At 31.8% G+C, this 22,670-nt stretch carries 24 protein-coding genes and 1 riboswitch; of the genes, 13 read left to right on the top strand and 11 right to left on the bottom strand.

Going from position 1 to position 22,670, the window contains the following annotated elements; genetic code table 11:
• Positions 1–1,170 carry a dicarboxylate/amino acid:cation symporter gene (locus B4L98_RS00935; protein WP_286495141.1) on the top strand — a complete coding sequence of 390 codons (1,170 nt, stop codon included), beginning with the start codon at positions 1–3 and terminating at the stop codon, positions 1,168–1,170.
• A 99-nt stretch (positions 1,171–1,269) separates the two neighbouring features.
• Here the strand turns inward: B4L98_RS00935 and B4L98_RS00930 are convergent, their stop codons facing one another.
• Entirely contained in the window at positions 1,270–3,678 is a 2,409-nt protein-coding gene (locus tag B4L98_RS00930) for a TonB-dependent receptor (RefSeq protein WP_280049370.1), read from the bottom strand.
• A gap of 300 nt (positions 3,679–3,978) precedes the next feature.
• Between B4L98_RS00930 and B4L98_RS00925 the strand changes: the two genes are divergently transcribed.
• The 6 genes from B4L98_RS00925 (at position 3,979) to B4L98_RS00900 (ending at position 7,484) form a co-directional block, all read left to right on the top strand.
• Positions 3,979–4,743, top strand: coding sequence for a Rossmann-like and DUF2520 domain-containing protein (locus B4L98_RS00925; protein WP_114998736.1), 765 nt, complete (start codon positions 3,979–3,981; stop codon positions 4,741–4,743).
• Complete coding sequence (locus tag B4L98_RS00920; protein WP_114998734.1) at positions 4,740–5,264, top strand: KdsC family phosphatase; 525 nt, start codon at positions 4,740–4,742, stop codon at positions 5,262–5,264. The genes B4L98_RS00925 and B4L98_RS00920 overlap by 4 nt, the downstream gene beginning before the upstream one ends.
• 11 nt (positions 5,265–5,275) lie before the next feature.
• Positions 5,276–5,860, top strand: coding sequence for a Maf family nucleotide pyrophosphatase (locus B4L98_RS00915; RefSeq protein WP_038336384.1), 585 nt, complete (start codon positions 5,276–5,278; stop codon positions 5,858–5,860).
• A 75-nt stretch (positions 5,861–5,935) separates the two neighbouring features.
• A complete protein-coding gene (gene nadD / locus B4L98_RS00910) occupies positions 5,936–6,502 on the top strand; it encodes a nicotinate (nicotinamide) nucleotide adenylyltransferase (RefSeq protein ID WP_286495146.1) in 567 nt (188 codons plus the stop codon).
• Positions 6,503–6,565: 63 nt separating this feature from the next.
• Positions 6,566–7,069, top strand: coding sequence for a hypothetical protein (locus B4L98_RS00905; protein WP_291077323.1), 504 nt, complete (start codon positions 6,566–6,568; stop codon positions 7,067–7,069).
• Positions 7,044–7,484 carry a GNAT family N-acetyltransferase gene (locus B4L98_RS00900; protein ID WP_286495147.1) on the top strand — a complete coding sequence of 147 codons (441 nt, stop codon included), beginning with the start codon at positions 7,044–7,046 and terminating at the stop codon, positions 7,482–7,484. Before B4L98_RS00905 ends, B4L98_RS00900 begins: the two co-directional genes overlap by 26 nt.
• Here the strand turns inward: B4L98_RS00900 and B4L98_RS00895 are convergent.
• The 3 genes from B4L98_RS00895 to pth are packed head-to-tail and all read right to left on the bottom strand — an operon-like array spanning position 7,481 to position 8,680.
• Entirely contained in the window at positions 7,481–7,711 is a 231-nt protein-coding gene (locus B4L98_RS00895) for a DUF3820 family protein (RefSeq protein WP_038336390.1), read from the bottom strand. The two genes, B4L98_RS00900 and B4L98_RS00895, sit on opposite strands and share 4 nt — an antisense overlap.
• Positions 7,711–8,124 carry a rhodanese-like domain-containing protein gene (locus B4L98_RS00890; protein ID WP_052217907.1) on the bottom strand — a complete coding sequence of 138 codons (414 nt, stop codon included), beginning with the start codon at positions 8,122–8,124 and terminating at the stop codon, positions 7,711–7,713. Before B4L98_RS00890 ends, B4L98_RS00895 begins: the two co-directional genes overlap by 1 nt.
• Positions 8,114–8,680: an aminoacyl-tRNA hydrolase gene (pth, locus tag B4L98_RS00885; RefSeq protein WP_038336392.1), complete on the bottom strand. Its 567-nt coding sequence runs from the start codon at positions 8,678–8,680 to the stop codon at positions 8,114–8,116. Before pth ends, B4L98_RS00890 begins: the two co-directional genes overlap by 11 nt.
• Before the next feature lie 112 nt (positions 8,681–8,792).
• On the opposite strand from pth, the gene B4L98_RS00880 reads away from it, so the two are divergent.
• The 3 genes from B4L98_RS00880 (at position 8,793) to B4L98_RS00870 (ending at position 12,476) form a co-directional block, all read left to right on the top strand.
• Positions 8,793–9,308 (top strand): TlpA family protein disulfide reductase, encoded by a 516-nt coding sequence (locus tag B4L98_RS00880; protein WP_221855624.1) that lies wholly within the window; start codon positions 8,793–8,795, stop codon positions 9,306–9,308.
• Positions 9,309–9,492: 184 nt separating this feature from the next.
• On the top strand, positions 9,493–10,473 hold the full coding sequence (gshB, locus tag B4L98_RS00875; protein ID WP_291060495.1) for a glutathione synthase: 981 nt from the start codon (positions 9,493–9,495) through the stop codon (positions 10,471–10,473).
• A complete protein-coding gene (locus tag B4L98_RS00870) occupies positions 10,470–12,476 on the top strand; it encodes a flavohemoglobin expression-modulating QEGLA motif protein (RefSeq protein WP_221855628.1) in 2,007 nt (668 codons plus the stop codon). The genes gshB and B4L98_RS00870 overlap by 4 nt, the downstream gene beginning before the upstream one ends.
• Before the next feature lie 38 nt (positions 12,477–12,514).
• Here B4L98_RS00870 and B4L98_RS00865 read toward each other — a convergent pair whose 3' ends face one another.
• From B4L98_RS00865 to B4L98_RS00845, 5 genes are all read right to left on the bottom strand, one after another.
• On the bottom strand, positions 12,515–13,801 hold the full coding sequence (locus B4L98_RS00865) for an APC family permease (RefSeq protein WP_291071894.1): 1,287 nt from the start codon (positions 13,799–13,801) through the stop codon (positions 12,515–12,517).
• A gap of 70 nt (positions 13,802–13,871) precedes the next feature.
• Positions 13,872–16,259, bottom strand: coding sequence for a TonB-dependent receptor plug domain-containing protein (locus B4L98_RS00860; RefSeq protein ID WP_291060490.1), 2,388 nt, complete (start codon positions 16,257–16,259; stop codon positions 13,872–13,874).
• Between the two features lie 53 nt (positions 16,260–16,312).
• A riboswitch (SAM riboswitch) is annotated at positions 16,313–16,416 on the bottom strand.
• 58 nt (positions 16,417–16,474) lie between these two features.
• Positions 16,475–17,074, bottom strand: a complete 600-nt coding sequence (locus B4L98_RS00855; RefSeq protein WP_291071890.1) for an aminotransferase class IV — start codon at positions 17,072–17,074, stop codon at positions 16,475–16,477.
• Positions 17,058–18,017 (bottom strand): aminodeoxychorismate synthase component I, encoded by a 960-nt coding sequence (locus B4L98_RS00850; RefSeq protein ID WP_291060488.1) that lies wholly within the window; start codon positions 18,015–18,017, stop codon positions 17,058–17,060. The genes B4L98_RS00855 and B4L98_RS00850 overlap by 17 nt, the downstream gene beginning before the upstream one ends.
• 15 nt (positions 18,018–18,032) lie before the next feature.
• Complete coding sequence (locus B4L98_RS00845; protein ID WP_291060486.1) at positions 18,033–18,794, bottom strand: hypothetical protein; 762 nt, start codon at positions 18,792–18,794, stop codon at positions 18,033–18,035.
• A gap of 72 nt (positions 18,795–18,866) precedes the next feature.
• On the opposite strand from B4L98_RS00845, the gene B4L98_RS00840 reads away from it, so the two are divergent.
• The gene (locus B4L98_RS00840) at positions 18,867–19,439 is read left to right on the top strand and encodes a nitroreductase family protein (protein ID WP_219033807.1); all 573 of its coding nucleotides are present in this window, start codon (positions 18,867–18,869) and stop codon (positions 19,437–19,439) included.
• A gap of 111 nt (positions 19,440–19,550) precedes the next feature.
• The gene (locus B4L98_RS00835) at positions 19,551–20,384 is read left to right on the top strand and encodes an alpha/beta hydrolase (RefSeq protein ID WP_291077320.1); all 834 of its coding nucleotides are present in this window, start codon (positions 19,551–19,553) and stop codon (positions 20,382–20,384) included.
• A 50-nt stretch (positions 20,385–20,434) separates the two neighbouring features.
• Here B4L98_RS00835 and B4L98_RS00830 read toward each other — a convergent pair whose 3' ends face one another.
• Positions 20,435–20,932 (bottom strand): GNAT family N-acetyltransferase, encoded by a 498-nt coding sequence (locus B4L98_RS00830; RefSeq protein WP_114998707.1) that lies wholly within the window; start codon positions 20,930–20,932, stop codon positions 20,435–20,437.
• A gap of 32 nt (positions 20,933–20,964) precedes the next feature.
• The gene (locus B4L98_RS00825) at positions 20,965–21,426 is read right to left on the bottom strand and encodes a DinB family protein (protein WP_038336414.1); all 462 of its coding nucleotides are present in this window, start codon (positions 21,424–21,426) and stop codon (positions 20,965–20,967) included.
• A gap of 134 nt (positions 21,427–21,560) precedes the next feature.
• Between B4L98_RS00825 and B4L98_RS00820 the strand changes: the two genes are divergently transcribed.
• A complete protein-coding gene (locus B4L98_RS00820; protein ID WP_114998705.1) occupies positions 21,561–22,661 on the top strand; it encodes an Mrp/NBP35 family ATP-binding protein in 1,101 nt (366 codons plus the stop codon).
• Positions 22,662–22,670: the final 9 nt, after the last annotated feature.

Genomic DNA, 22,670 nt, shown 5'->3' with positions numbered 1-22,670 from the left:
ATGCACAAACTTAAAGACAATTTACTCGTAAAAGTTATTCTAGCCATTGTACTCGGAATTGTACTCGGTGGAATTATCCCAGAAGCTGTTGGTCGTATTTTTATGACTTTCAATGATTTTTTTAGCGAATTACTTAACTTTTTAATCCCATTAATCATTGTTGGATTAATCGTTCCATCAATTGGAAGATTAGGACAAACAGCCGGAAAATTATTATTAGCAACCGTTTTAATTGCTTACGGATCAACCATTTTTTCAGGATTACTAGGCTACTCAGCGAGTATGTCTATTTTTCCACAATTATTAGAACATCAAACTGGGCAAATTAATTTAGCAGAAAAAGCCAAAGAATTTACACCATACTTTTCGATAGAGTTTCCTCCGTTATTTGATGTAATGCCAGCTTTGGTATTTTCATTTCTTTTCGGAATTGGATTATCACGATTAAAAGATTCGACTTTTGGAAAATTTGCAGATGATTTCGAAGAAATTATTACGTATTTAATTCAAAATTTAATCATTCCATTATTACCAATTTTCATTTTCGGAATCTTCTTGAACATGTCATATTCAGGACAAGTTGTAACAATTATGAACGTATTCCTTAAAATAATTGGTGTAATTTTCGTGCTTCATGTTTTCTTATTAGTGCTTCAATTTACAATTGCTGGAATTATTACAAAAAAAAATCCATTTACCATGATGAAATTGATGTTACCAGCTTATTTCACAGCATTAGGAACACAATCTTCTGCTGCAACAATACCTATAACAATTGCGCAAGTAAAGAAAATTGGTGTTCGTGACGAAATTGCTAATTTCGCTGTGCCGTTGTGTGCGACAATTCATTTATCTGGTTCGATGTTAAAAATCGTTTGTTGTTGTTTAGCATTGATGTTAATCCAAGGAATGGAAATTGATTTTGTTCAATTTTTAGGATTTATCATGATGCTTGGAATTGCAATGGTTGCAGCTCCTGGAGTTCCTGGTGGAGCGATTATGGCAGCAATTGGTATTATTGCTTCTATGTTAGGATTTAATGCAGAAAATCAAGCTTTGATGATTGCACTTTATATCGCAATGGATAGTTTTGGAACAGCAGGAAATGTAACTGGAGACGGTGCAATTGCTGTAACGTTGAATAAATTATTCAAGAAAGAAGTTCAATAAAAAATAAAATATTAATTCAAAAAAAAAGAGTTCCAAAAAATATTGGAACTCTTTTTCGTTTTAAGAATATTTAAATAAATGAAGAATACATTTTATTAATTAGAAACCAACTCCTCCTGATTGCTCAGATTTGTTTTGTTGAGCTTCTGCACGATTTCGTACTTTTCCACCGAAATTATACGTAAATCCGATGTTCATTGTATGTGCTTCCCAACGGAATTTTCCTGTTGCTCTATCTGGATTATACATTTCTAAACGTCCATAAAATGTTCTGAAAATATCACTTACACGTGCACTCAAACTTGCTTTTCCTCCCATAAATGTGTAACGCGCTCCTAAATCCATACGCCACATATCGCGCATTTCTCCTTGGATAAATTTGTATTTCCCTTGATACATAAAGAAATGTTGTAAACTGATAGCTTTCGAAACTTTGAATGTATTATTCATACGAGCTGTTAAACGATTTGCATCAATCTCGACAAAGTATGGAACTTTAACCCCATTTTCTTCTTTCTCTTGTTGAACAACCATTGTGTTATGTGTATAATCTCCACTGATATTAGATGACCACCATTTTGTTGGCACAAGATTAAATGCTAATTCAAAACCATATGCATCTACTTTATCATAGTTTAGATAATTCTGAATATATGCTCCATAAACTTCTTCGTTTCGTAAAACATTTCTAAAAATATTGTCTTTAATATGTCTGTAAAACACATTCGCAGAAATAGAATTTTTACCAATTCGTTGTAAATATCCAACTTCGAAATTATCTGTATATTCTGGTCTTAATGCTGGATTTCCGATACTTGACATCATTGGTGTCGACCATTCTGGCACTGGAGATAATTGCCCAATTCCTGGGCGATCAATTCTACGGCTATAATTTAATGACACTTGTCCTTTTTCGGTAACATCATATGTTAAGAAAGCTGATGGAAAGAAATCTAATTTATCTTGTTCAATTTTTCCTTCTTCATTTACATTAACAACGAAATCTCCTTTGTCTCTAAACTGTTCTGCACGTAAGCCTAACTGCATTCCAAATTTCCCAAATTTTTGACCATAATTTACATATGCAGAAAAGAAATCTCGTGTAAAATTAAAATCTGTACTTGGATTGTATGTTTCACCTTTTACAATTATTCTTCGGTCTGTTAATAAAATATTATCGTTATCTTCTCTTCTAAATTGTAATCCAGCCTCTATTTTTCCACCATCTTTGATTTGATTCGTATAATCTAAATTAACACGAATGTTATTTGTTCTATCATCACGATCTTCATAATATTTTACTTCATCTGGATAAAAATTATGCATGTTTCGTAAATCTACACTTTTAGCTCTAGAGAAAAATGCGTCCAAAACAATGTTGTGATCTGCTTTATCAAAATCACGTTTGAAATTCAAACTATAATCTTGACTTCTCCAATCTCCATCAAAATTCGAATTATTGGGATAAAACTCTTGTGTTTTGGTATTCACCATATCCGATCCAATTAATCCATTTCCTTTTCCAAACCATTGATTTGTATAAATCGTCAAAGCTGTTTTGTCGTTGATGAACCAATCGAAACCAATTTTACCTGCTTGGCTTTCGTCATTGTTTAAAATATCAATTGCACTTTTGAAATTTGTGTCAAAATTATTTAAAGAGCCATGAAATTCACTTGGACGTTTATTGTAACTATAATTTCCGAAAAAATTGAAAGAACCTGTATTTACATTTGCTGTTAACGAATTATTGAAACGACTTTTCTTCCCTTGCTCATAACCTGTACTCAATGCAACATTGTATCCTTTTTTCTTTCCTTTTACCATCACTATATTGATGATTCCAGATTTTCCGTCCGCCTCATATTTTGCAGAAGGATTAGTAATAATTTCTACACGCTGAATTTGATTCGAAGGAATTTGCTTCAATACTTGCGATGCTGATAAAGATGAAGGCTTTCCATCAATATAAATTTTCACATTTTCATTTCCACGTAACGATAATTCTCCTGTTTGTTGATCAACATTTACAGACGGAATGTTATTCAAAACCGCAGCAGCATCCGCTCCAGAAGAAATTAAATCATTTCCTACTTCTACAACACGTTTGTCTATTTCGTTACGATATTGAGAAACTTCTGCACGAACGAAAGCACCTTTCAATTCTACAGTTTCAGTTTTAGCAGTTTCTAAAATGATGTTACCTAAATTTAACTCACCTCCTTTTACTTCTGCAGTTGTTACAGATTGTTGATAACCAAATTCTGTAATCACCAAACGATAACTTCCGTCTTCTAAATCTGGAATCTCGAATGTTCCGTCTGCGTTCGCATACACTTCATCGAATAATTCTTTTGAATCTGCTTTATAAATCTGAATCGCAGCCATACCAACCGCTTCATTTTTTGCATTTTCAATCTTTCCTTTCACAGGATGTTGTTCCTGCGAGAATCCGTAAATAGAGCAAACGGAGAAAAGAATAGCTAAAGTAAATTTGTTTAATTTCATAGTTAATATTTTTTAACAGTACTATGTTTTACATAATACATAGTAAGAGTTGTCCGTACTTTTTCCTAATTAGACGTTTTAAAAAATGTTTTGTTACAAAATTTTTAAACTTTTTTTTAAATTTTAAAGTACTATGTTTTACATAATAGGTAAACCCAATTGTTGGATGATTTTATTAATAAGACGCAACAACTTCAAAAATGTTACAAGAATTTTTAATTTTTTTTTAAAATTTTTTTCCTCGGCTGAAAAACTTACATTTATCATTCAATTAATATTAATCAAAAAATTGCTAAAACATTGAGTTCAATTGTCATATTAGGTGCAGGAAATGTTGCGTTTCACTTAACTCGTGCATTAATCGAAAACACTTGCAATGTTCGACAAATTTTCAATAGAACATTAGAACATGCTAGAGAAATCGGAGAAGCAAATAGAATTTCGTATACTGATAAAATTTCTGAAATAGAAAAAGCAGACATTTATATTATTGCAAGTGCCGATTCTGGAATCGAAGAATTCTCTCATTATATTCCGTATGATGATGTTTTGGTTGTTCATACTTCTGGATCGTCTCCTATGTCTGTTCTGAAAGGCGATTACCGAAAAGGCGTTTTTTATCCATTGCAAACTTTTTCGAAAGAAAGAACAATGCGTTATGATAATATTCCATTTTTCATCGAAGCAGAAAATCCTGAAGATTTGAAAAAATTGAATGAATTAGGAAATCGTATTTCAAACGAAGTTCACAAACTAAATTTTGCAAGTAGAATGCAAGTTCATATGACAGGTGTTTGGGCAAATAATTTTGTCAATCATTTATATTATATCGCTGGAAATATTTGTGAACAAAACAATGTTCCGTTCGATGTTTTGTTGCCTCTTATACAAGAAACAGCAAATAAAGTGATCGAAATGAGTCCTAAAGATGCGCAAACTGGTCCAGCAAAACGTGGAGATCAAGTCATTATTGATCGTCATTTAGAGGCCTTACAAGATGATTCGAGATTATTACAGATTTACCAAATATTGACAGATTCAATCAAACGAGTTTACGAAAAATGATAAGTTATAAAGAAAAACTAAATAACATTAAAACCGTTATTTTAGATGTAGATGGAGTTTTGACAGATGGAAATTTAATTTTATTACCAACTGGCGAAATGGTGAGAACAATGAATACGCGTGATGGTTATGCGATGCAATTAGCCATCAAACAAGGAATTCGTATTGCGGTGATTACAGGCGGAAGAGATGAAGCTGTTGTAAATCGTTTAAAATATTTAGGCTTAACTGATATTTATGTAAACAAACGTGATAAAGTAGAAGCTTTCGAAGATTTACTTTTTTCTTATGGATTAGATCCTGATGAAATTGCTTATATGGGCGATGATTATCCAGATTTAGCTGTGATGAATTTAGTTGGATTATCAGCTTGTCCTAACGATGCTTGTATGGATGTACGCAAAGCTTCAGAATATATTTCGCCAGAAAATGGAGGGAAAGGTTGCGTTCGCGATTTATTAGAACAAATTTTGAAAGTTCAAAACAAGTGGTATAATGCAGAAGAAATTGCTTCTGTATAAAAGAATTTGAAATGTTATTAACAGAAAAACTAAAAGATACCAATATCATTTTGGCATCACAATCGCCAAGAAGAAAAGAACTTTTAGCTGGATTAGGATTGCAATTTTCGACAATTTCATTGGATATTGACGAAACATTTGATCGCAACGAATTCAAGAAAGAACAAATCACCGAATATCTTTCCGCTAAAAAAGCAAAAGCTTATACAGATATTCAACCAAATGATTTGATTATTACGTCGGATACAACTGTTTGGGTGGATGATGATTCGTTAGAAAAAGCTTCGAATAGAGAAGAAGCGTACGAAATGATTAAAAAATTAAGCGGAAAAACACATTCTGTTTATACATCAGTTACAATTCGTTCTTTAGAAAAAGAAGTTACTTTTTCAGACGAAACGCAAGTTACTTTCGCAGATTTAACAGATGAAGAAATTTATTTCTACATTGATAATTACAAACCTTTCGATAAAGCGGGCGCTTATGGAGTTCAGGAATGGATTGGTTACATTGGTGTGGAGAATATGAATGGAAGTTATTTCAATGTAATGGGACTTCCAACGCACAAACTATATAAAGAATTAGTAAAATTCTAAACATATAATCCAGCTCCGGCTGGATTTTTTTATTCTACAATTATCGTATTTTTGTTTTTCTAAAAAATCAATTTTATGAAGGTCGGTTTATATTTTGGATCATTCAATCCTATTCATGTCGGACATTTAATTATTGCCAATCATTTTCAACAATTCACCGATTTAGATCAGGTTTGGTTTGTGGTTTCGCCTCAAAATCCATTGAAGAAAAAAAGTTCTTTAGCAAATGAATATGATCGATTAGAAATGGTAGAATTAGCGATTAAAGATTATCCTAATCTTCGTGCTTCTAACATCGAATTTACGTTACCGAAACCTTCTTACACGATTGATACCTTAATTCATCTGAACGAAAAATTTCCTGAGCATGACTTTGCGTTGATTATGGGTTCTGATAATTTGGATGGAATTTCGAAATGGAAAAACGCTGAGATTTTAATGCGCGATTATCAATTGTATGTTTATCCGCGTCCTGGTTATTCGCAAAAAGAAAATTTGGATAATGTAGAAATGGTTGAAGCGCCTTTGATGGAAATTTCTTCTACATTTATTCGAAATGCAATAAAAGATGAAAAAAATATAAAACCTATGTTACCTCCAAAAGTTTGGGAATATTTGGATGGAAGTAATTTGTATGGATGATTTTAATTTGGAAATTTGAAGATTATGATTTGGATTAATTTTAGTAATTTGGTATAAAACTATATGTCTAAATTCATTTCGATTTTATTACTCATATTTTTATCATCTTGTCAAACTCAAGATAAATTATATTATAATTTTTATAAACTCAATACAAATTCATTTGAAAAAAACGCATCAAGTAAATATCAAAATATAATTTATATTCGTTCATTTTATAATAATGTAGTTAAAAAAAAGGTAAATGGATTTAAAAGTCTTACCTATAATTATTCAACAAAAGAAAAAACATACATTAAAACAGAAAAATATAATCGAAAAAAATTTGAAACTTCTAATATTGAATTAACAAATTTCAAAGAATTTGACTTCATATTAGAAAATTATTTAAATGGGAATATTGAATATTTGCAATCTTTACAAGATTCTTTTATTAGTGCTGAGATGGGATCTTACTTCTATATTTTTGATTTTGGAAATAAAAAAGTCTTCAAAATAAATGCAATAATTTTTGACTCCAACAATAATTTAATTCAACACCATGACAAAACAAGCTACTATAAATAATTTAGAAGAATTAGTTCATTTATTTGATGCGTATCGTCAATTTTATGATAAGGAATCTGATGTAAAAGCAGCGGAAAAATTTCTAGAAGCAAGAATTGTAAATGACGAATCGGTTATCTTTTTAGCCTATAATAAAGACGAAAAAGCAGTTGGTTTCGTACAATTATTTCCTTCATTTTCATCTACTCGAATGAAACGTTTCTGGATTTTGAATGATTTATTTGTTTCACCAGAATTTCGCGGACAAGGTTTTTCAAGAGAATTGATAGAAGAAGCAAAAAATCTGTGTCGCAAAACAGATGCTTGTGCAATGTTGTTAGAAACAAGTGTTACGAATGATATTGGAAATTCATTATATCCAAGTGCTGGATTTCAATTGCGTGATGATGCAAATTTTTATGAATGGGAAGTTTAACCAAATTGACGTTTCAATTCGTAGATAATATCTTCTAATCCATTTAATTTTATTTCATAAACAGTGGATAAAAGAATTCCTAATTTCCCTTTCGGAAAACCACCTTTACCAACAAACCATTCCAAATAAGAAACAGGTAAATCGCACAACAATCGCCCTTCGTATTTACCGAAAGGCATTTTAGTTGTGACAATTTCTTTTAATATTTCGGGACGAAATCCTTCCATTATTTTGTTACAGTTCCTTTGTACGTTGACATTCCATCTTTGAAATTCTTCGCATTTTTGAAACCTTTTTCTTGCATTTTTTCTGTTGCTAATTTTGCTCTAACACCAGATTTGCAATAAATGAAATAATTCTTTTTTGTATCTAATTTCTGAATTTCTTCTTCGAAATTTGGATTTTTCACGTCTATATTTACCGCTCCAGGAACATGACCTTCAGCAAACTCTTCAGGTGTACGAACGTCTAACAAAACATTCTTATTACTCTTGAAATTAATTTCATTTACATTGTCTAATGTCGAAGTTATTTCTTCTATTTTCGCTTCTTTTCCTTCTGAGCTTGACGAATTGCTTGCACAAGAACCTAAAAAAAGTGTTCCTGCAATCATTGCAACTCCTAAAATTTTATTTACCATTATATTGATTCATTGTATTACCTAATCCTTGAAAAATAAACGACAAAACTGCATCAGCAGCCAAATTTAATCGTTCATTCATTTTTTCATTTTCTTCTGCCGACCAATCGCCTAACACATAATCCACTTGTTTTCCTTCCGAAAACTCGTTTCCTACACCAAAGCGTAATCGCGCATAATTTTGTCCGCCAACTTTATTCTGAATATCCTTCAAACCATTGTGTCCTCCATCGCTACCTTTTCCACGCATACGAATTGTTCCGAAAGGCAAGTTCAAATCATCTGTAATGACAAAAATATTTTCTAGCGAAATATTTTCTTTTTTCATCCAAAAACGAACCGCATCCCCACTCAAATTCATGTATGTATTTGGTTTTAACAACGTAACTGGACGCGCTTTATATTTAAACTGTGCTACTTCACCAAAATTTGATGGTGAAAATTTAGCATCAACTTTTTTAGCAACTTCTTCAACAACCTTGAAACCAATATTATGACGAGTATTTTCGTATTGAGCACCAATATTACCAAGCCCAATAATCAGATATTTTTGCATGAAACAAAATTACATCTTTTTGCAATGATTAGAAATAAATATTTACCTTTGCTTTAAAGTCTACTGAATTGGTATAGATTTTGTAAATACATGAAATCGATAAAAAATTATCATGAGAAAAATAATTAGCGTTTTAATATTATTTGTCGGAATTAATGCATTTTCGCAAAAAATTCCGTCAGTAATGAAAACTGAATTTCCCGCAACAGCTTTGCAAGATAGCGTAGTTGATTTAGAAGGAAATTCGGCAACCATCGAAAAAGTTTTTTCGAACTATAAAGGAAAAATTGTCTTGTTGGATTTATGGGCAACTTGGTGTGGAGATTGTATCAAAAACATGCCAGCTTTGAAATCTTTGCACGAAAAAAATCCTGACGTAACCTTTGTTTACCTTTCAATGGACAAGAATGAGGAAGCTTGGAAAAATGGTATTAAAAAATATCAGATTGAAGGTCAACACTTTTACTTAGGAAACAACTGGAAAGGCAATTTTGGCACAGGGATTGATTTAAATTGGATACCAAGATATTTGGTTCTTGATCAAAATGGAAAAATTGCAGATTATTACAGTGTGAAAGCTGATGATCCTAAAGTTCAAGAAACAATTGATCGTTTAAGAAATAAATAGTTTATAGTTTACCAACCAAATGGTGATTGAAATTAAAAAATCAATCACCATTTTCTTTTATTAATCATTAGAAATCAATATCTTTCATAGAATAAAAATAAATATTCTATAATTTTTTATAGATCATTTTTTGTATCAAACTTTTAGTTATTATTGCATTGATTTTAATACCCTTTTTATTTATATGAAAATATGCTTCGTAATGTATCCTTGGGACAAGGTTGAACCAGGAAAAGACACCACTATGCGAATTATTAAAGAATGCGTAGATCGTGGATTTGAAGTATCCTATTTAACAAAAAAAGATATCTCTATTGCCAAAGGCAAAGTTGTAGGAAACTGCAAAAAGATGATAACTACAGAAACAAATGATTGTGTTGAATTTTATCACACCATGAAATTTGAAAGTAGTATAAAAGATTTGACCGAATTTGACATAATTTTTATGAGAGCCGATCCACCAATTGATCCGCTTTTGTTGAATATGTTAGAATTAATCGAAGATAAAGTTTTCTTCGTGAATAAAATTTCGGGATTACGTAAAGCAAATAATAAAATATACGCCGCATCTTTTGATGATGGTCTAGAAACAATTGTTCCTCAAACACTTATTACAAAAGATATTGATTTGATAAAATCGTTTGTAGAAGAAAATAATTTCGAGAAATTTATCATCAAACCTTTAGACGGAATGGGTGGTAAAGGTGTTATACTTTTCGAACGAAAAAATATTGGTAACTTAAGCTCGATTTGCGATTTTTATATCAATCATACCGGATATTCTCAGCCTATTATTTGTCAAAATTATATAGAAGGTGCAGAAAAAGGTGATGTTCGCGCCATTGTGATTAATGGTGAACCGATTGGTGCAATTATGCGTGTTCCTGCAGAAGGTGACCACCGTTCTAATATTTCGGCTGGTGGTTCTGCGATTAGACATGATATGAGTGAACATGAGTTAGATTTATGCCGTAAAATAGGAAAACAATTAAATGAAGATGGAATTTATTTTTGTGGTATCGATTTGATTAACGGAAAAATGGTTGAGCTAAATGTAGTAAGTCCTGGAGGAATTGTTCCTCACAATAATGTAAACAATAACAACAAAATTCAGAAACAAATCGTGTCGATGTTATTGGAGAAATATAAAGAATTTAAAGCATGAAATCCATAAGTATACAGCAAATTTTAGAGAATATTGAGAACGAAATTGTATTTGAAGCTTATGCAGAAGACGAATCATTCAAAATAAAAATCGACGAATACATTCCTTACGTTTGTGCTGCCATTCATGATGGTGGACAAATGCGCGAAGATATTCGCGAAAAATGTTTATTAAGCAATTATGAACGTTGGTACGAGGAAGATCCGCATACTGCTGAGTTTGTAGAAACTTTTCCAATCTTAATTCAAGGTTGTGATTCTCGATTTGAATACGATCTAAATCGTGGTCCAGAAACTGCTGTGTACGAAGAAGCTTGGGGAAAACAGGTTTGGAAAGAGCCTTTGTCGGTTTCTCAAAAACAAAAAAGTATTGCAAAACATCACGCTTTTTATGAAGTTTTAGAAGCTTTAATCAACAAGCTTGAAACTAAATTTAAGTCATGCTTGGTTTATGATATTCATTCGTACAATTGGAAACGCTGGGATCGTCCGGTTCCTGTGTTCAACATTGGTGCGGAACGAGTTGATAACGAACGTTACGGAAATTATGTAGAAAGTTGGCGCGATGAATTGGCAAATATTGAGTTAGAAAATATTCACAATTATTCGGCGATTAACGATGTATTTTATGGACGAGGATATTTGTTAGAATTTGTTACAAATCGATTCAAAAATACGTTGGTTTTAGCGACAGAAGTTTCGAAAATTTATTGTGATGAATTAACTGGAGAATCTTTTCCGGAGATTATTAACCAAATAAAAGAAGGTTTCAAATCGGCAATTCTTAACCATGCTTATGAGTTTGTAAAAACAGAAACGACGTACAAAGTAGGTTCTAAGCAAGTAAATATTTTGCACAATGAATTAGAATCTGACTTGGTTAAAATTGATAAACAATTGTATCAATTGGTTCAGAATTTTGAATTGTTAAGTGTTATCAATCCGATTAATTTAGAATTTGAAAAGAAGAAATTCTTAGCTTCAAAATATACATACGAACCACAATTTAAGTACAATCCGCTTAACATTGATCCATTTGAATTTAAACGAAAATTATCGAATATTAAAGTCGAAAAAATCAATGATATTAGTATTCAAAATATGTATGTTAACACGATTAACGCTTATTTTGATAAGGTCGATTTATTAGCCAATCTTGGTACGGATAAATTTTTATACAATTCGTTGCGTTATTTTGGCGAACCATCTAAAAAAGATATCGAAAATGCGAACTTTATCCTTTATTGTCCTGAATTTAGAATGGATAAACAAGGAAATTATACAGAGGAAGAAGTGGTTAATCTTTTTAGAAATGCTACGAATGATTATGGTTTCAAATTTGACATCGAAGTTTCGGATGATATCGCATCAAAAGCACTTGTAATCAATAGCAAGAGAAAAGTTGTGATTAAACGTGGCGTTAAGTTTGATAAACGTTTTACAAATGGTTTAATTGAGCACGAAATTGGAGTTCACATGGTGACAACGATGAACGCGTTGGATCAACCATTAAAAATCTTTAGTATTGGTTTACCTGTAAATACATTAACGCAAGAAGGTTTAGCGATTTTAAGTGAATATTATTCTGATTCTATTAATCATAGCCGACTAAGAGAACTTGGTTTACGCGTTATGGCAGTTCATATGTTAACAAGCGGAAAATCGTTCAATGAAACGTTTATGGTTTTGATGGAAGAATACAAAATGAAACCAGAAGATGCATTTTATCTGACAACTCGCGTTTATCGTGGTGGTGGTTTTACAAAAGATGCACTTTACTTGAAAGGTTTGAAAACGATTTTGAATTATGTTGATCAAGGACGTTCTTTGGATAATTTATTGATTGGAAAAACTTCAGTTGAATACATTGATACAATTGACGAATTAGTTGAGCGTAAAATGATTAATAAACCAAAATATCATACCAAAATTTTCAAAAAACATCTTGAAAATCCAGAAATCAACCCTATTTTACAATATATTTTTAACGGAATAAAAGATTAAAAAATAAAAACCCACTCAAATTTGAGTGGGTTTTGTGATTAATTCTCTTTCTCAATTCTTTTATCAAAATAGAATAATACAATTCCTAATGCAATAATACCTAAACCAAATAAACTTTCTTTTGGTTTTTGCATCAAAACGAAATAACAGATGTATAAACTAAATGCTAAAAATATCGCAGGTAAAACATAAAAGAATTTACTTTTGATAATGGTTAATTGATCTTGTTTGATAAAGAACGCTGTACAAACTGCTAATGTTGCTAAAATTTGTAAAACAAACGATGTATAGGTAAAAATTACTTCAAAATCTCCTGAAAAAATAAGCAAAATACTAATTGCTGAATGCACCCAAATTGCACGAACCGGAATTCTATTTTTGTTCTCTTTCGCCATAAAATTCCACAATTTATTTTCGCGCGCTGTGGCTTGCGTCAAGCGAGAACCAATCCATAAATAACCGCTAATCGTCGCAATCAATTGCAAAGCAATAAAACAACTCACCCATTTCACATTATTTCCAAGTATATTGCCGAACGAAATATTCGCCACATTTTCTTGTCCAGCCAAAGCTACTGATGATGCATGTTTTAAGAAAACATAATTTAGCAAAACATAAGAAATCGTTACAAAAATAACGCCTATAAATAATGCTTTTGGTAAGTTTCGTTTTAGTTGTTCAATTTCTTCTACGATATATGAAGCCGAATTCCAACCTGTATATGCGAAAGTGACATAAACCAAAGAAGTCGCAAATGCTGGAAGTAACAATTCATTTTTCCAAGTCGTATCAAAAACTACCGCATTTGGCTCAATTGCTGAAGCAAAATAAAAACCTAAAGCAATTAAAACAACAATAAATACAACTTTTAGAATAGTAAAAATATTCTGAAATTTACTACTCAAATTTAGACTGAATGATTGAAAAACTGCGACTATCAAAATCATGGCTATTGCAAATTCTTTTCCTAAATCAAACCCGAAAACATTCAAGTATTTCCCCATTGCCAAGGCCGCTAAAGAAATCGGCGCTGAGAAACCAACGAATAAAGAAATCCAACTTGATAAATAACCAAAAACAGGATGAAATGTGCGAGATAAGTAAATATAATCTCCTCCTGATTGTTTAAATTTTGAAGCTAACTCCGAATAAATAAATGCGCCAATCAACGCTAACAATCCTCCTATTGCCCACAATAATAAGATAGAAGTTGTATTTTTTAAATCAGAAATTTGATAACCCAAACTGGTAAAAACACCTGTTCCGATCATATTCGAAATCACTAAAGCTGTTGCGGTTTTCCAACCAATTTTTGAATGTGCCATACACAAAAAAAGTGTCAATTGAATGTTTGAATTTACATTAAAATTGACACTTAGAATATTTTATTATTGATTAAAATTTAAAACTTGCACGCGCAAAATAATACGCTCCTGTCATCCCCATTTGAACTGGCGCATACGGAAAAACTCCATAATAAGAATTCTCGTAAACTTGCTTGTCTGGGAAAACATCAAACAAATTATTTGCACCAATTGTAAAGTTGAAATTCTTTGTAATATCATAACCAATTGAAGCATCCGTCACCACTTTTCCCGTGTGTTCTTGGATACTTCCCCAAGGATATCCATCTTTTGTCACTTTTCCGAAATACGTGTTACGCACCATAAAATTGAATCCAGAAATTGCATAATTCAATCCTAAAGTTGCTTTTGTTTTTGGACTTAATGATTCGATAATATTGACTTGATCAGGGCCAAAAAATTCTTCCGTTGGAATTGTTAAAGCTGTTGGAAAATGATAACCGACAATCTTTGTTTCATTGATATTTCCTGATAAACTTGCATTCAATTTTCCTCGACCTAAACGTGTATCATAGGAAATCACTAAATCCAAACCTTTGGTTTCTGTATCAATTGCATTCGTAAAAATACGCGCTGTCGCTACATTATATTTTTCTAAAGCAGGATCTGTGATATCAGAAGTTAAGACAATTCGGTCATCAACTTTTATAAAATATCCATCCAATGTGATGAATAATTTTGAAGTCGGACGAAATGTTAAACCTAAACTTGCATTGATTGATTTTTCTTCTTTCAATTTATCCAAACCAATTTCTCTCGACAATTCAGACTCATTTTGGATAATTCCTTTTGTAACCAAAACTTGATCTCCATTATCATTCAAGAATAAATCGGTATACGAATTACTGAAATATTTTTGTTGTAAAGAAGGTGCTCTAAATCCTGTCGAAATCGCTCCACGAACCGAATATCCTTTTGCGTATTCATATCGCATCGCTAATTTTCCGTTGACTGTACTTCCAAAATCTGAGTAATTTTCAAATCGTCCAGCTAAATCAGCCATAAAATCTCCAAATTTCAATTCTCCATCTACATAAACCGCAACTGAGTGACGATCACCTTTTACAGCATTTAATTGAGAAAATCCTACAAAAGATTCAGATCCAGAACCTGCGTAAGAAGCTTCATCTCCAGCTTCTATTTTATATTGTTCAAAACGATATTCTCCACCAAACGCTAAACTAACATTTTGGTTGATTCGTTTTGAAAAATCTAAATTGACTGTATTTTGCAAAAATTGATGTTTCCCTGCGTAAAAATCGGTTGGAGAATTTAAGCCCAAAGATTGATTAATTGAATTTTCTAAATCATATTTGAATGAATTTAAACCAAAAGTATTGCTCAAGTCAACTTTCCATCCATCATATGAATAACGCAATCCTGTCGAATTTGAATAATCATTTATATTAGATTTTAACGTTGCTTGAAAACCATTTGGATAAATTTTTAACGCATCTTCCGACAATTCGCTTGGTAATCTTCTAAAACCAAATCCATTACCTTGGCGCAACGAAACGCCTCCAAATGAATAAAAATCTAATCGATCATTAATCGCCGTTTCAGCATTTATAAAAAATTGTTGATTTTTGATTGCCGCATCTCCAATTTGAAATCTAAAATCTTTTCTCGTAAGTCCTAAAGAAGCAATTTTAGCGTCATCTGCAGCTCTTGCTGCATCTGGATCATCTGCAAAATCGTATGCAAAATTATCTCCAAAAATATCTAAATTATGATCTTTTGAACGATTTGTTTTCTTACGCTCACTTACAACTGCCGAAAAAACAATTGAGCCTGATTGTCCTAATTTCGTTGCATAACTTCCGTTAAAATTATACGTTTCTCCATCATTTCGAGAGGTCTGACCATACGTCAAAGAAGCGTCTCCACCTGGTTTAGATTTCAAAACAATATTTACAACTCCCGAAATCGCATCAGAACCATATTGCGCAGCCGCACCATCACGTAAAACTTCAATTTTATCAATTGCAGAAATCGGAATTGCGCCTAAATCTGTTCCAACAGAACCATTTCCTACTGTATTTTGATAATTCACTAAGGAAGTTGTGTGACGACGTTTTCCATTAATCAAAACCAAAACCTGATCTGGTCCCATTCCACGCAATGTTACAGGATCGATATGCTCCGTTCCATCTGCAGATGATTGACGAACAGAATTAAAAGAAGGAATAACCACATTCAAAATATCATTCACACTCAATTGAGGAGAAGACGTTTTTAATTTCTCAACATCAATAATATCGACAGGAACAGACGAATTAACCACCGTTCTTTCTGATGTACGACCACCAATTAAAATAACTTCGTTAAGGTTTGTTTCCTCCTTTTCAACTTCTTGAGCGAAAAGTGTAGCTGCGCAAATAAATGCGAATGAAGCAAGTAAAAATTTGTTTCTTTTCATTTTTAATTTTCATAAAACTTTCAAGAAACCAACAGATTAAAGTGAAATACTTTTACTCATCTTTCCCTCTAATAGGTTGGATTTAGCACCTTAGATTATAAGTCATCTGGTTGCTAAGGTTTCACAGGGCCAATCCCTCCACCTTTCTTGATAAGTTATGCAAAGGTAATGTTAAAAAATGAAAATGCAATTAATACTCTATCAATTTTATAGAGTTATTGAATTAACAACGAAATATCCAATTCTTGGCTTTCGTCTAAATTCATCATCGCATTGATTCGTTTGAATGATTTAAAATTAACTAAATCTGAAACTTTTATATTTTTCTGAATGATCTCGCTTGATTGTAACAAAACTTCTCGCATTGTTCCTTTCAATAGAAAAGTTCGTGGCGTGATCCATTGAGAACCGTCAAAAAAAACAATATTCGAATAAATACAATCGGTAATATAATTTGATTTCACCAAGACCAAATCATCTGTTTTTGATTCTTTTAAATATTCATCAAAAAACCAACGATCTAAATATTTGTATGAATAATCAATTTTATTTTCGATTTCAAAAAGTTGAATACTTTCAATTGGTTTGATTTGATACGGTTGAAATTCTACCGATTGAATTTCTCGATCATATACAATTTTAACTTTATATTTTTCAACCGTTAAATCTGTTGGAAACTTAATAATTTCGTCTAATAAAATCGGATTGATTTCAGTAAAATTATCATTTCTTGTTCGATCAAATCTCGCTTGATGAAATTCTAAATTTCGAAGTTGTTTGTTTACACAACAAATCGATTCAATAAATTGGAACATATACTTTTTGTATTAATTCTTCGTACTCTGCTTTTGCCTTACTTTTTGCTGTTACTCCTCCTCCACTCTTGAAAAATAATTCACCTTGATTATTTTCGATGAAACGAATCATCACAGCACTATCAAGATTTTCGCCATCAAAAACACCAAAAACTCCTGTATAAAAATTTCGATGATACTTCTCGGCTTCTAAAATAATTTCAACGGTTTTCTTTTTGGGCGCACCGCAAATAGAACCAGCAGGTAAAAGTTTATCGAAAATCGTTCCTAAGTTTTGGTAATAATCATCATTCAAATCACCTTTTATCTCAGAACTTACTTGCAAAAGTGTTGCATCATTTGTCTTCACCTCATCCATGTAGCGATAATTTGTTACCTCAACATTTTCTGAAACAAGACTCAAATCATTTCTAATTAAATCGACAATTGTAGCATGTTCGGCAGCTTCTTTTTCATCATTCAAAATGAGTTGTTTTGCATTTGGAATCGAAGCATCAATGGTTCCTTTCATTGGATTTGAAAAGATTTTTTGATCTTCAATTTTCACAAAACGTTCGGGAGAAAAACAAACAAATTCGTCTTTATATTTCAATTTATATTTTGCTTCAGAAAACTGAAAAATTTCATTCAAAGACAAATCAGTTTCAATTTTTGTTGGAAGCGTTAAATTCGTTAAATATGAATTTCCAAACAAAAGATTATCGTGAACATAATTGAATTTTGGCAAATATTCGTCAAAGGAAATCGGGAATTTATTGAATTTAAAATCTTTCTGAAAAGATTCTTTTTTTGGCGAATCTATTTCAAATTTTATCTCATCAGGTAATTCATTTAACGGAATTACTTCTCCATTTTCTTTCAAAAAATCGATCATAAAAAAAAAGGGAACTTTTGCAGCTCCCAATTCATTCATTTTCGTAAAAATCGAATGCTTTGCTAACATTCGATAAAATTAATATTATTCTTGGTTTGTACCAAGTAGATCAATTTCTGTTTTTTCATCATCTGTCAAAATCATATCTTTTAACATAAAATAAACCATCATATAGCCAATTGGATAAGTTGCTAACACACCCACATAACAAGCAATAGCTCCTATTGAAGCAACCAGACTAACAACAATAGCTATTAGAACCATCCACCAAAAATTCTTTTTTACGATTGCATAAGAAGTTTTCATTGCGTCAATAGCGCTCATATTTCCATAATGAATAAGATACGGAGCCAGATAAATACACGCTTGTAAGAACAATAAAAATACTGTCGCCACTAAGATGTATAACATACCAAAAAGCGATGAACCAATCATTAATGCTGAGTTTACATTTTCGGGATCATTAAACATAAGTGGTAAAAAAGAAAAAATAATGTATGGTAACATTACAACTATTGCAACTCCCATTACGATAAGTGTTAAAAGGAAATAGCTTCCTATATTTTTGAAACCTCCAAAAAAGTCACCTAGTTCTAATGACATTTTGTTTTCGGCACGTTCTGCTCCAATCATAAATCCCATTATAAGTGGATACATCACAAAAAGCAATCCGATTATAGTGAAGGAAGTAAACATATAAACAATAGCTGCAACAAGAGCATAAATAACAAATGGCTGCCAATTATTTTGGAAAAGTTCTAATGATTGATTGAAATATTTTCCGATATCAAATTGGAATTTATTGTTTTTGTAATACTCAATTTTGTTGTAATCTAATGTTTTCATCTTAACGTTGGTTTAATTGAAATTAATGTAAATTTGCTTGATTAGTAGAATAAAATTAATAATTGTTACAACATGAATGCAAACGATTTATTATCAATCATAAAAAATAGACGCTCTATATTTCCTCCGCAATACAATCAAGAAGAAATTACGCGCGAAGAATTGAATCAAATTTTTGAGGCAGCAAATTGGGCGCCATCTCATAAAAAAACAGAACCTTGGCGTTTTGTTGTTTTAGAAGGACCTGCAAAAGACCGTTTCCGCGAATACGTAAAGCGTGTTTATGTGCAAGGAACGCCAACAGATCAATTGAGCGACAGAAAAATAAATGCATTAATTGAGAAATGTGATAAGTCGAATAAAATTGTATTAATCAATTTTATCAACACAGAAAAAAATCCTGAATGGGAAGAATTAGCTGCAACTTCTATGGCTGTTCAGAATATGTGGTTAATGGCAAGTGCGCTAAAGATTGGTGCATATTGGTCTTCTCCAGCAAACATTATCGCCAATGTTGATGAGTTTACAACTATGGAAGAAGGCGAAAAATGTGTTGGTGTTTTCTATATGGGAAAAATTGAAGGAGATTCTCCAGAAGCTGTTCGTCAACCAATCGAAGATAAAGTGAGATTTTTAGAGTATTAAAAACTCTTTAGAAAATAATTTGAAAAAGACTACTAATTTTTTAGTGGTCTTTTTTATTAAATAGAAAATCAACTCTTTATGATTTTTGTATATTTGATAAAACACTTTAATATGAAATATATGAAATCGATTTTTAACTACTTATTAGTTGTAATCTCTATTAGTTTTTTGACATCCTGCAAAAACTCTAATCCCGTTGTTTATGACGATCCTATTCCGAAACACGAAACATTTACAATTGATTCTAAAATTCTAAATGAAAAACGAATTATTAATGTTTGGGTTCCAAAAGAATATTCAACTTCTCAGGATTCATTATCCGTTTTGTATATGCCAGATGGCGGAACAAAAGAGGATTTTCCACATATTGCAAACACATTGGATAGCTTAATTACTTCGAAAAAAATAAAACCGGTTATTTTAGTTGGAATAGAAAACATACAACGTCGCAAAGATTTGAGTCCGCCAACCGAAAACGAAGAAGATAAAAAAATAGCCGATGTTGTGGGAGGTTCGAATGAATTTAGAAGTTTTATCAAGGATGAATTATTTCCTGAAATCACGAAAAAGTATCGCACTCAATCCCAAAAAGGAATTATTGGCGAATCGTTGGCTGGATTATTTATCATGGAAACTTTTCTGAAACAACCAGATATGTTTGATTATTATATTGCAATTGATCCTTCACTTTGGTGGAACGATCACAAAATGCTATTAAATGCAAAAAATGATTTAGCTAAATTTCCTTTAACTCCAAAAAAGTTATGGTTTGCAGGATCTGGAGCAAGTGATATTTTGCCTTATACAGATGATTTGAAGAATATTTTAACACAAGAAAAACTTCCAAACCTAAAATGGAATTATTCTCCAGAACCGAAAGAAGAACATGCTACAATTTACAGAGCAACTAAAGAAAAAGCACTGATTTGGAGTATTGGTAAATAAAATTTATCTGATAAACAAAAAACCCTCACTTCAAATGAAGTGAGGGTTTTTTATGCGATTCGTTTTCCTAAAATAGTTAAACTTCTTTCTATTCCGTCTAAAATTGCAATATTGGGATAATTTCCCCAATCTTCGAAACCAAAATGTTTGAATAGTTTTAAACTTGGTTCATTATGCGAAAAAATAAAACCTAAAATCGTTTTAATTCCAAATTCTGCTGCTTTCGTAATGCTATATTCCAACACTTGTTTTCCTAAACCTTTTCCACGTTGCATAGCATCTAAATAAATGCTAATTTCTACAGTTGCATCATAAGCTGGTCTTCCATAAAAAGATTGAAAACTTACCCAACCTACAATGTCTTTCAATTCATTTTCTACAACCCAAAGTGGTCTTTTTTCAGGTGAATGTTCTTCGAACCATTTTGCTTTACTTTCAACTGAAACTGGTTCTGTATCGGCAGTTACTAATCGCGAAGCTATTGTAGAATTATAAATTTCTGTTATTTTTTCTAAATCGCTTCGTTTAGCATCTCTGTATGTTAACATCTAAATTTTTAAATTTTATTCTCTTTTTGATTTTAAAAAGGAATATTCTTTTTCATCGCCATCATATAGCCCAAATGCATTGCTTCGTGAATATTGTTGTACAAAATTGCATCTTCAATCGATTCTAACGTCATACCAAAACTTGTTTTATATGATCGATAATACGATAGTTTTTCCGAACGATAATCCTTGAACATCTGCATTGGTGTACTTTCCAACATTTCCTTCAATTCTGTCACATCTTCTTCCGTTACTTCCGTATTTCCGATTGTTCCTTTTTTATACTTCTGAATAAACTGAATATCGACCAACATCCTATTATCGGTTAAATAATAATGGATCAATTGCTGTGTTGCCAAAACGTGAGCCGCATTCCAAAACAAATTGTTTTTATAGCCAACAGGTATATAAAGTAGTTGTTTCAGAGAGTGTTGTTCAAGCTCATCAATAATCTGTTTTCTTATATTCGTCAGATAAATAATATGCTCTTCCATAGTCAGATTTAAAGTTTAAATATACATCAAATTAAGTCTATTTATCAAATTATAAAGCAAAACAATTAAAATCACGTTTTTAGATTATTTAAAGTCTTTGATTCTTCGTAATTTTGTCTCATTAAAATTAAAAGATGGCTTACACAAGAGATCAAATATATCAAGTATTAGAAGAATTAGGTATTCGCAATTGGATGCGTAACGCTCAAGTGATGGGAAATGATATTATATTGGATATTGTTTCTCCTTCGCCTGCAATGCACGAACGCAAGCGTTTGGAAATTGCGTTGAAAAATGCATTTAAAGAAAATTTACCTGAGTCAAATCTTAAACTTAACATTTCTGTTGAAGTTGAAGAAAAAAATCCGAACGAAATCAAAGGTTCTGAATTGCCAGGTGTTAAAAATATTATCGCTGTAGCATCAGGTAAAGGTGGTGTTGGTAAATCTACTGTTTCATCAAACTTAGCAATAAGTTTAGCAAACATGGGATTCAAGGTAGGTTTATTAGATGCTGATATCTACGGACCTTCTATGCCAATTATGTTCGATTGTCAAGATGCTCGTCCATATTCTGTAGAAGTTAATGGAAAAACGAAAATAAAACCAGTAGAAGCTTACGGAATTAAATTATTATCAATTGGATTCTTTGCTGATACAGATCAAGCAATTGTTTGGAGAGGACCGATGGCTGCAAAAGCATTGAATCAAATGATTCGTGATGCACATTGGGGAGAATTAGATTTCTTATTAATCGACTTACCTCCAGGAACAGGTGACATTCATTTATCTATCGTTCAACAAGTTCCAATTACAGGAGCTGTTGTAGTTTCTACGCCTCAAAATATTGCATTAGCAGATGCAAAAAAAGGAGTTGGAATGTTCCAAATGGAAGCGATTAATGTTCCAGTTTTAGGAATTGTAGAAAATATGGCGTATTTTACACCAGAAGAATTACCTAACAACAAATATTATATCTTTGGACAAAATGGTGCAAAGAACTTAGCAGAACAAATTGGTGTTCCTTTCTTAGGCGAAATTCCAATTGTACAATCTATTCGCGAAGCTGCTGACGTTGGTCGTCCAGCTGCAATGCAAGAAGATACTGTTGTAGCTAATGTTTACAAAGAAATTGCACGTAACGCAGTACAAAGTTTAGTAGAACGTAACAATACTTTGCCTCCAACAGAAGCCGTTCGTATTACAACGATGGCAGGTTGTTCGGCAAAAAATTAAAAAAAGTAA

It is taken from the genome of Empedobacter sp. UBA5528, from assembly GCF_002426075.1.
Lineage (GTDB): Bacteria > Bacteroidota > Bacteroidia > Flavobacteriales > Weeksellaceae > Empedobacter > Empedobacter falsenii_B.
Note: the sequence above shows the minus strand (reverse complement) of the source record. Positions and strands in the feature narration are given on the sequence as shown.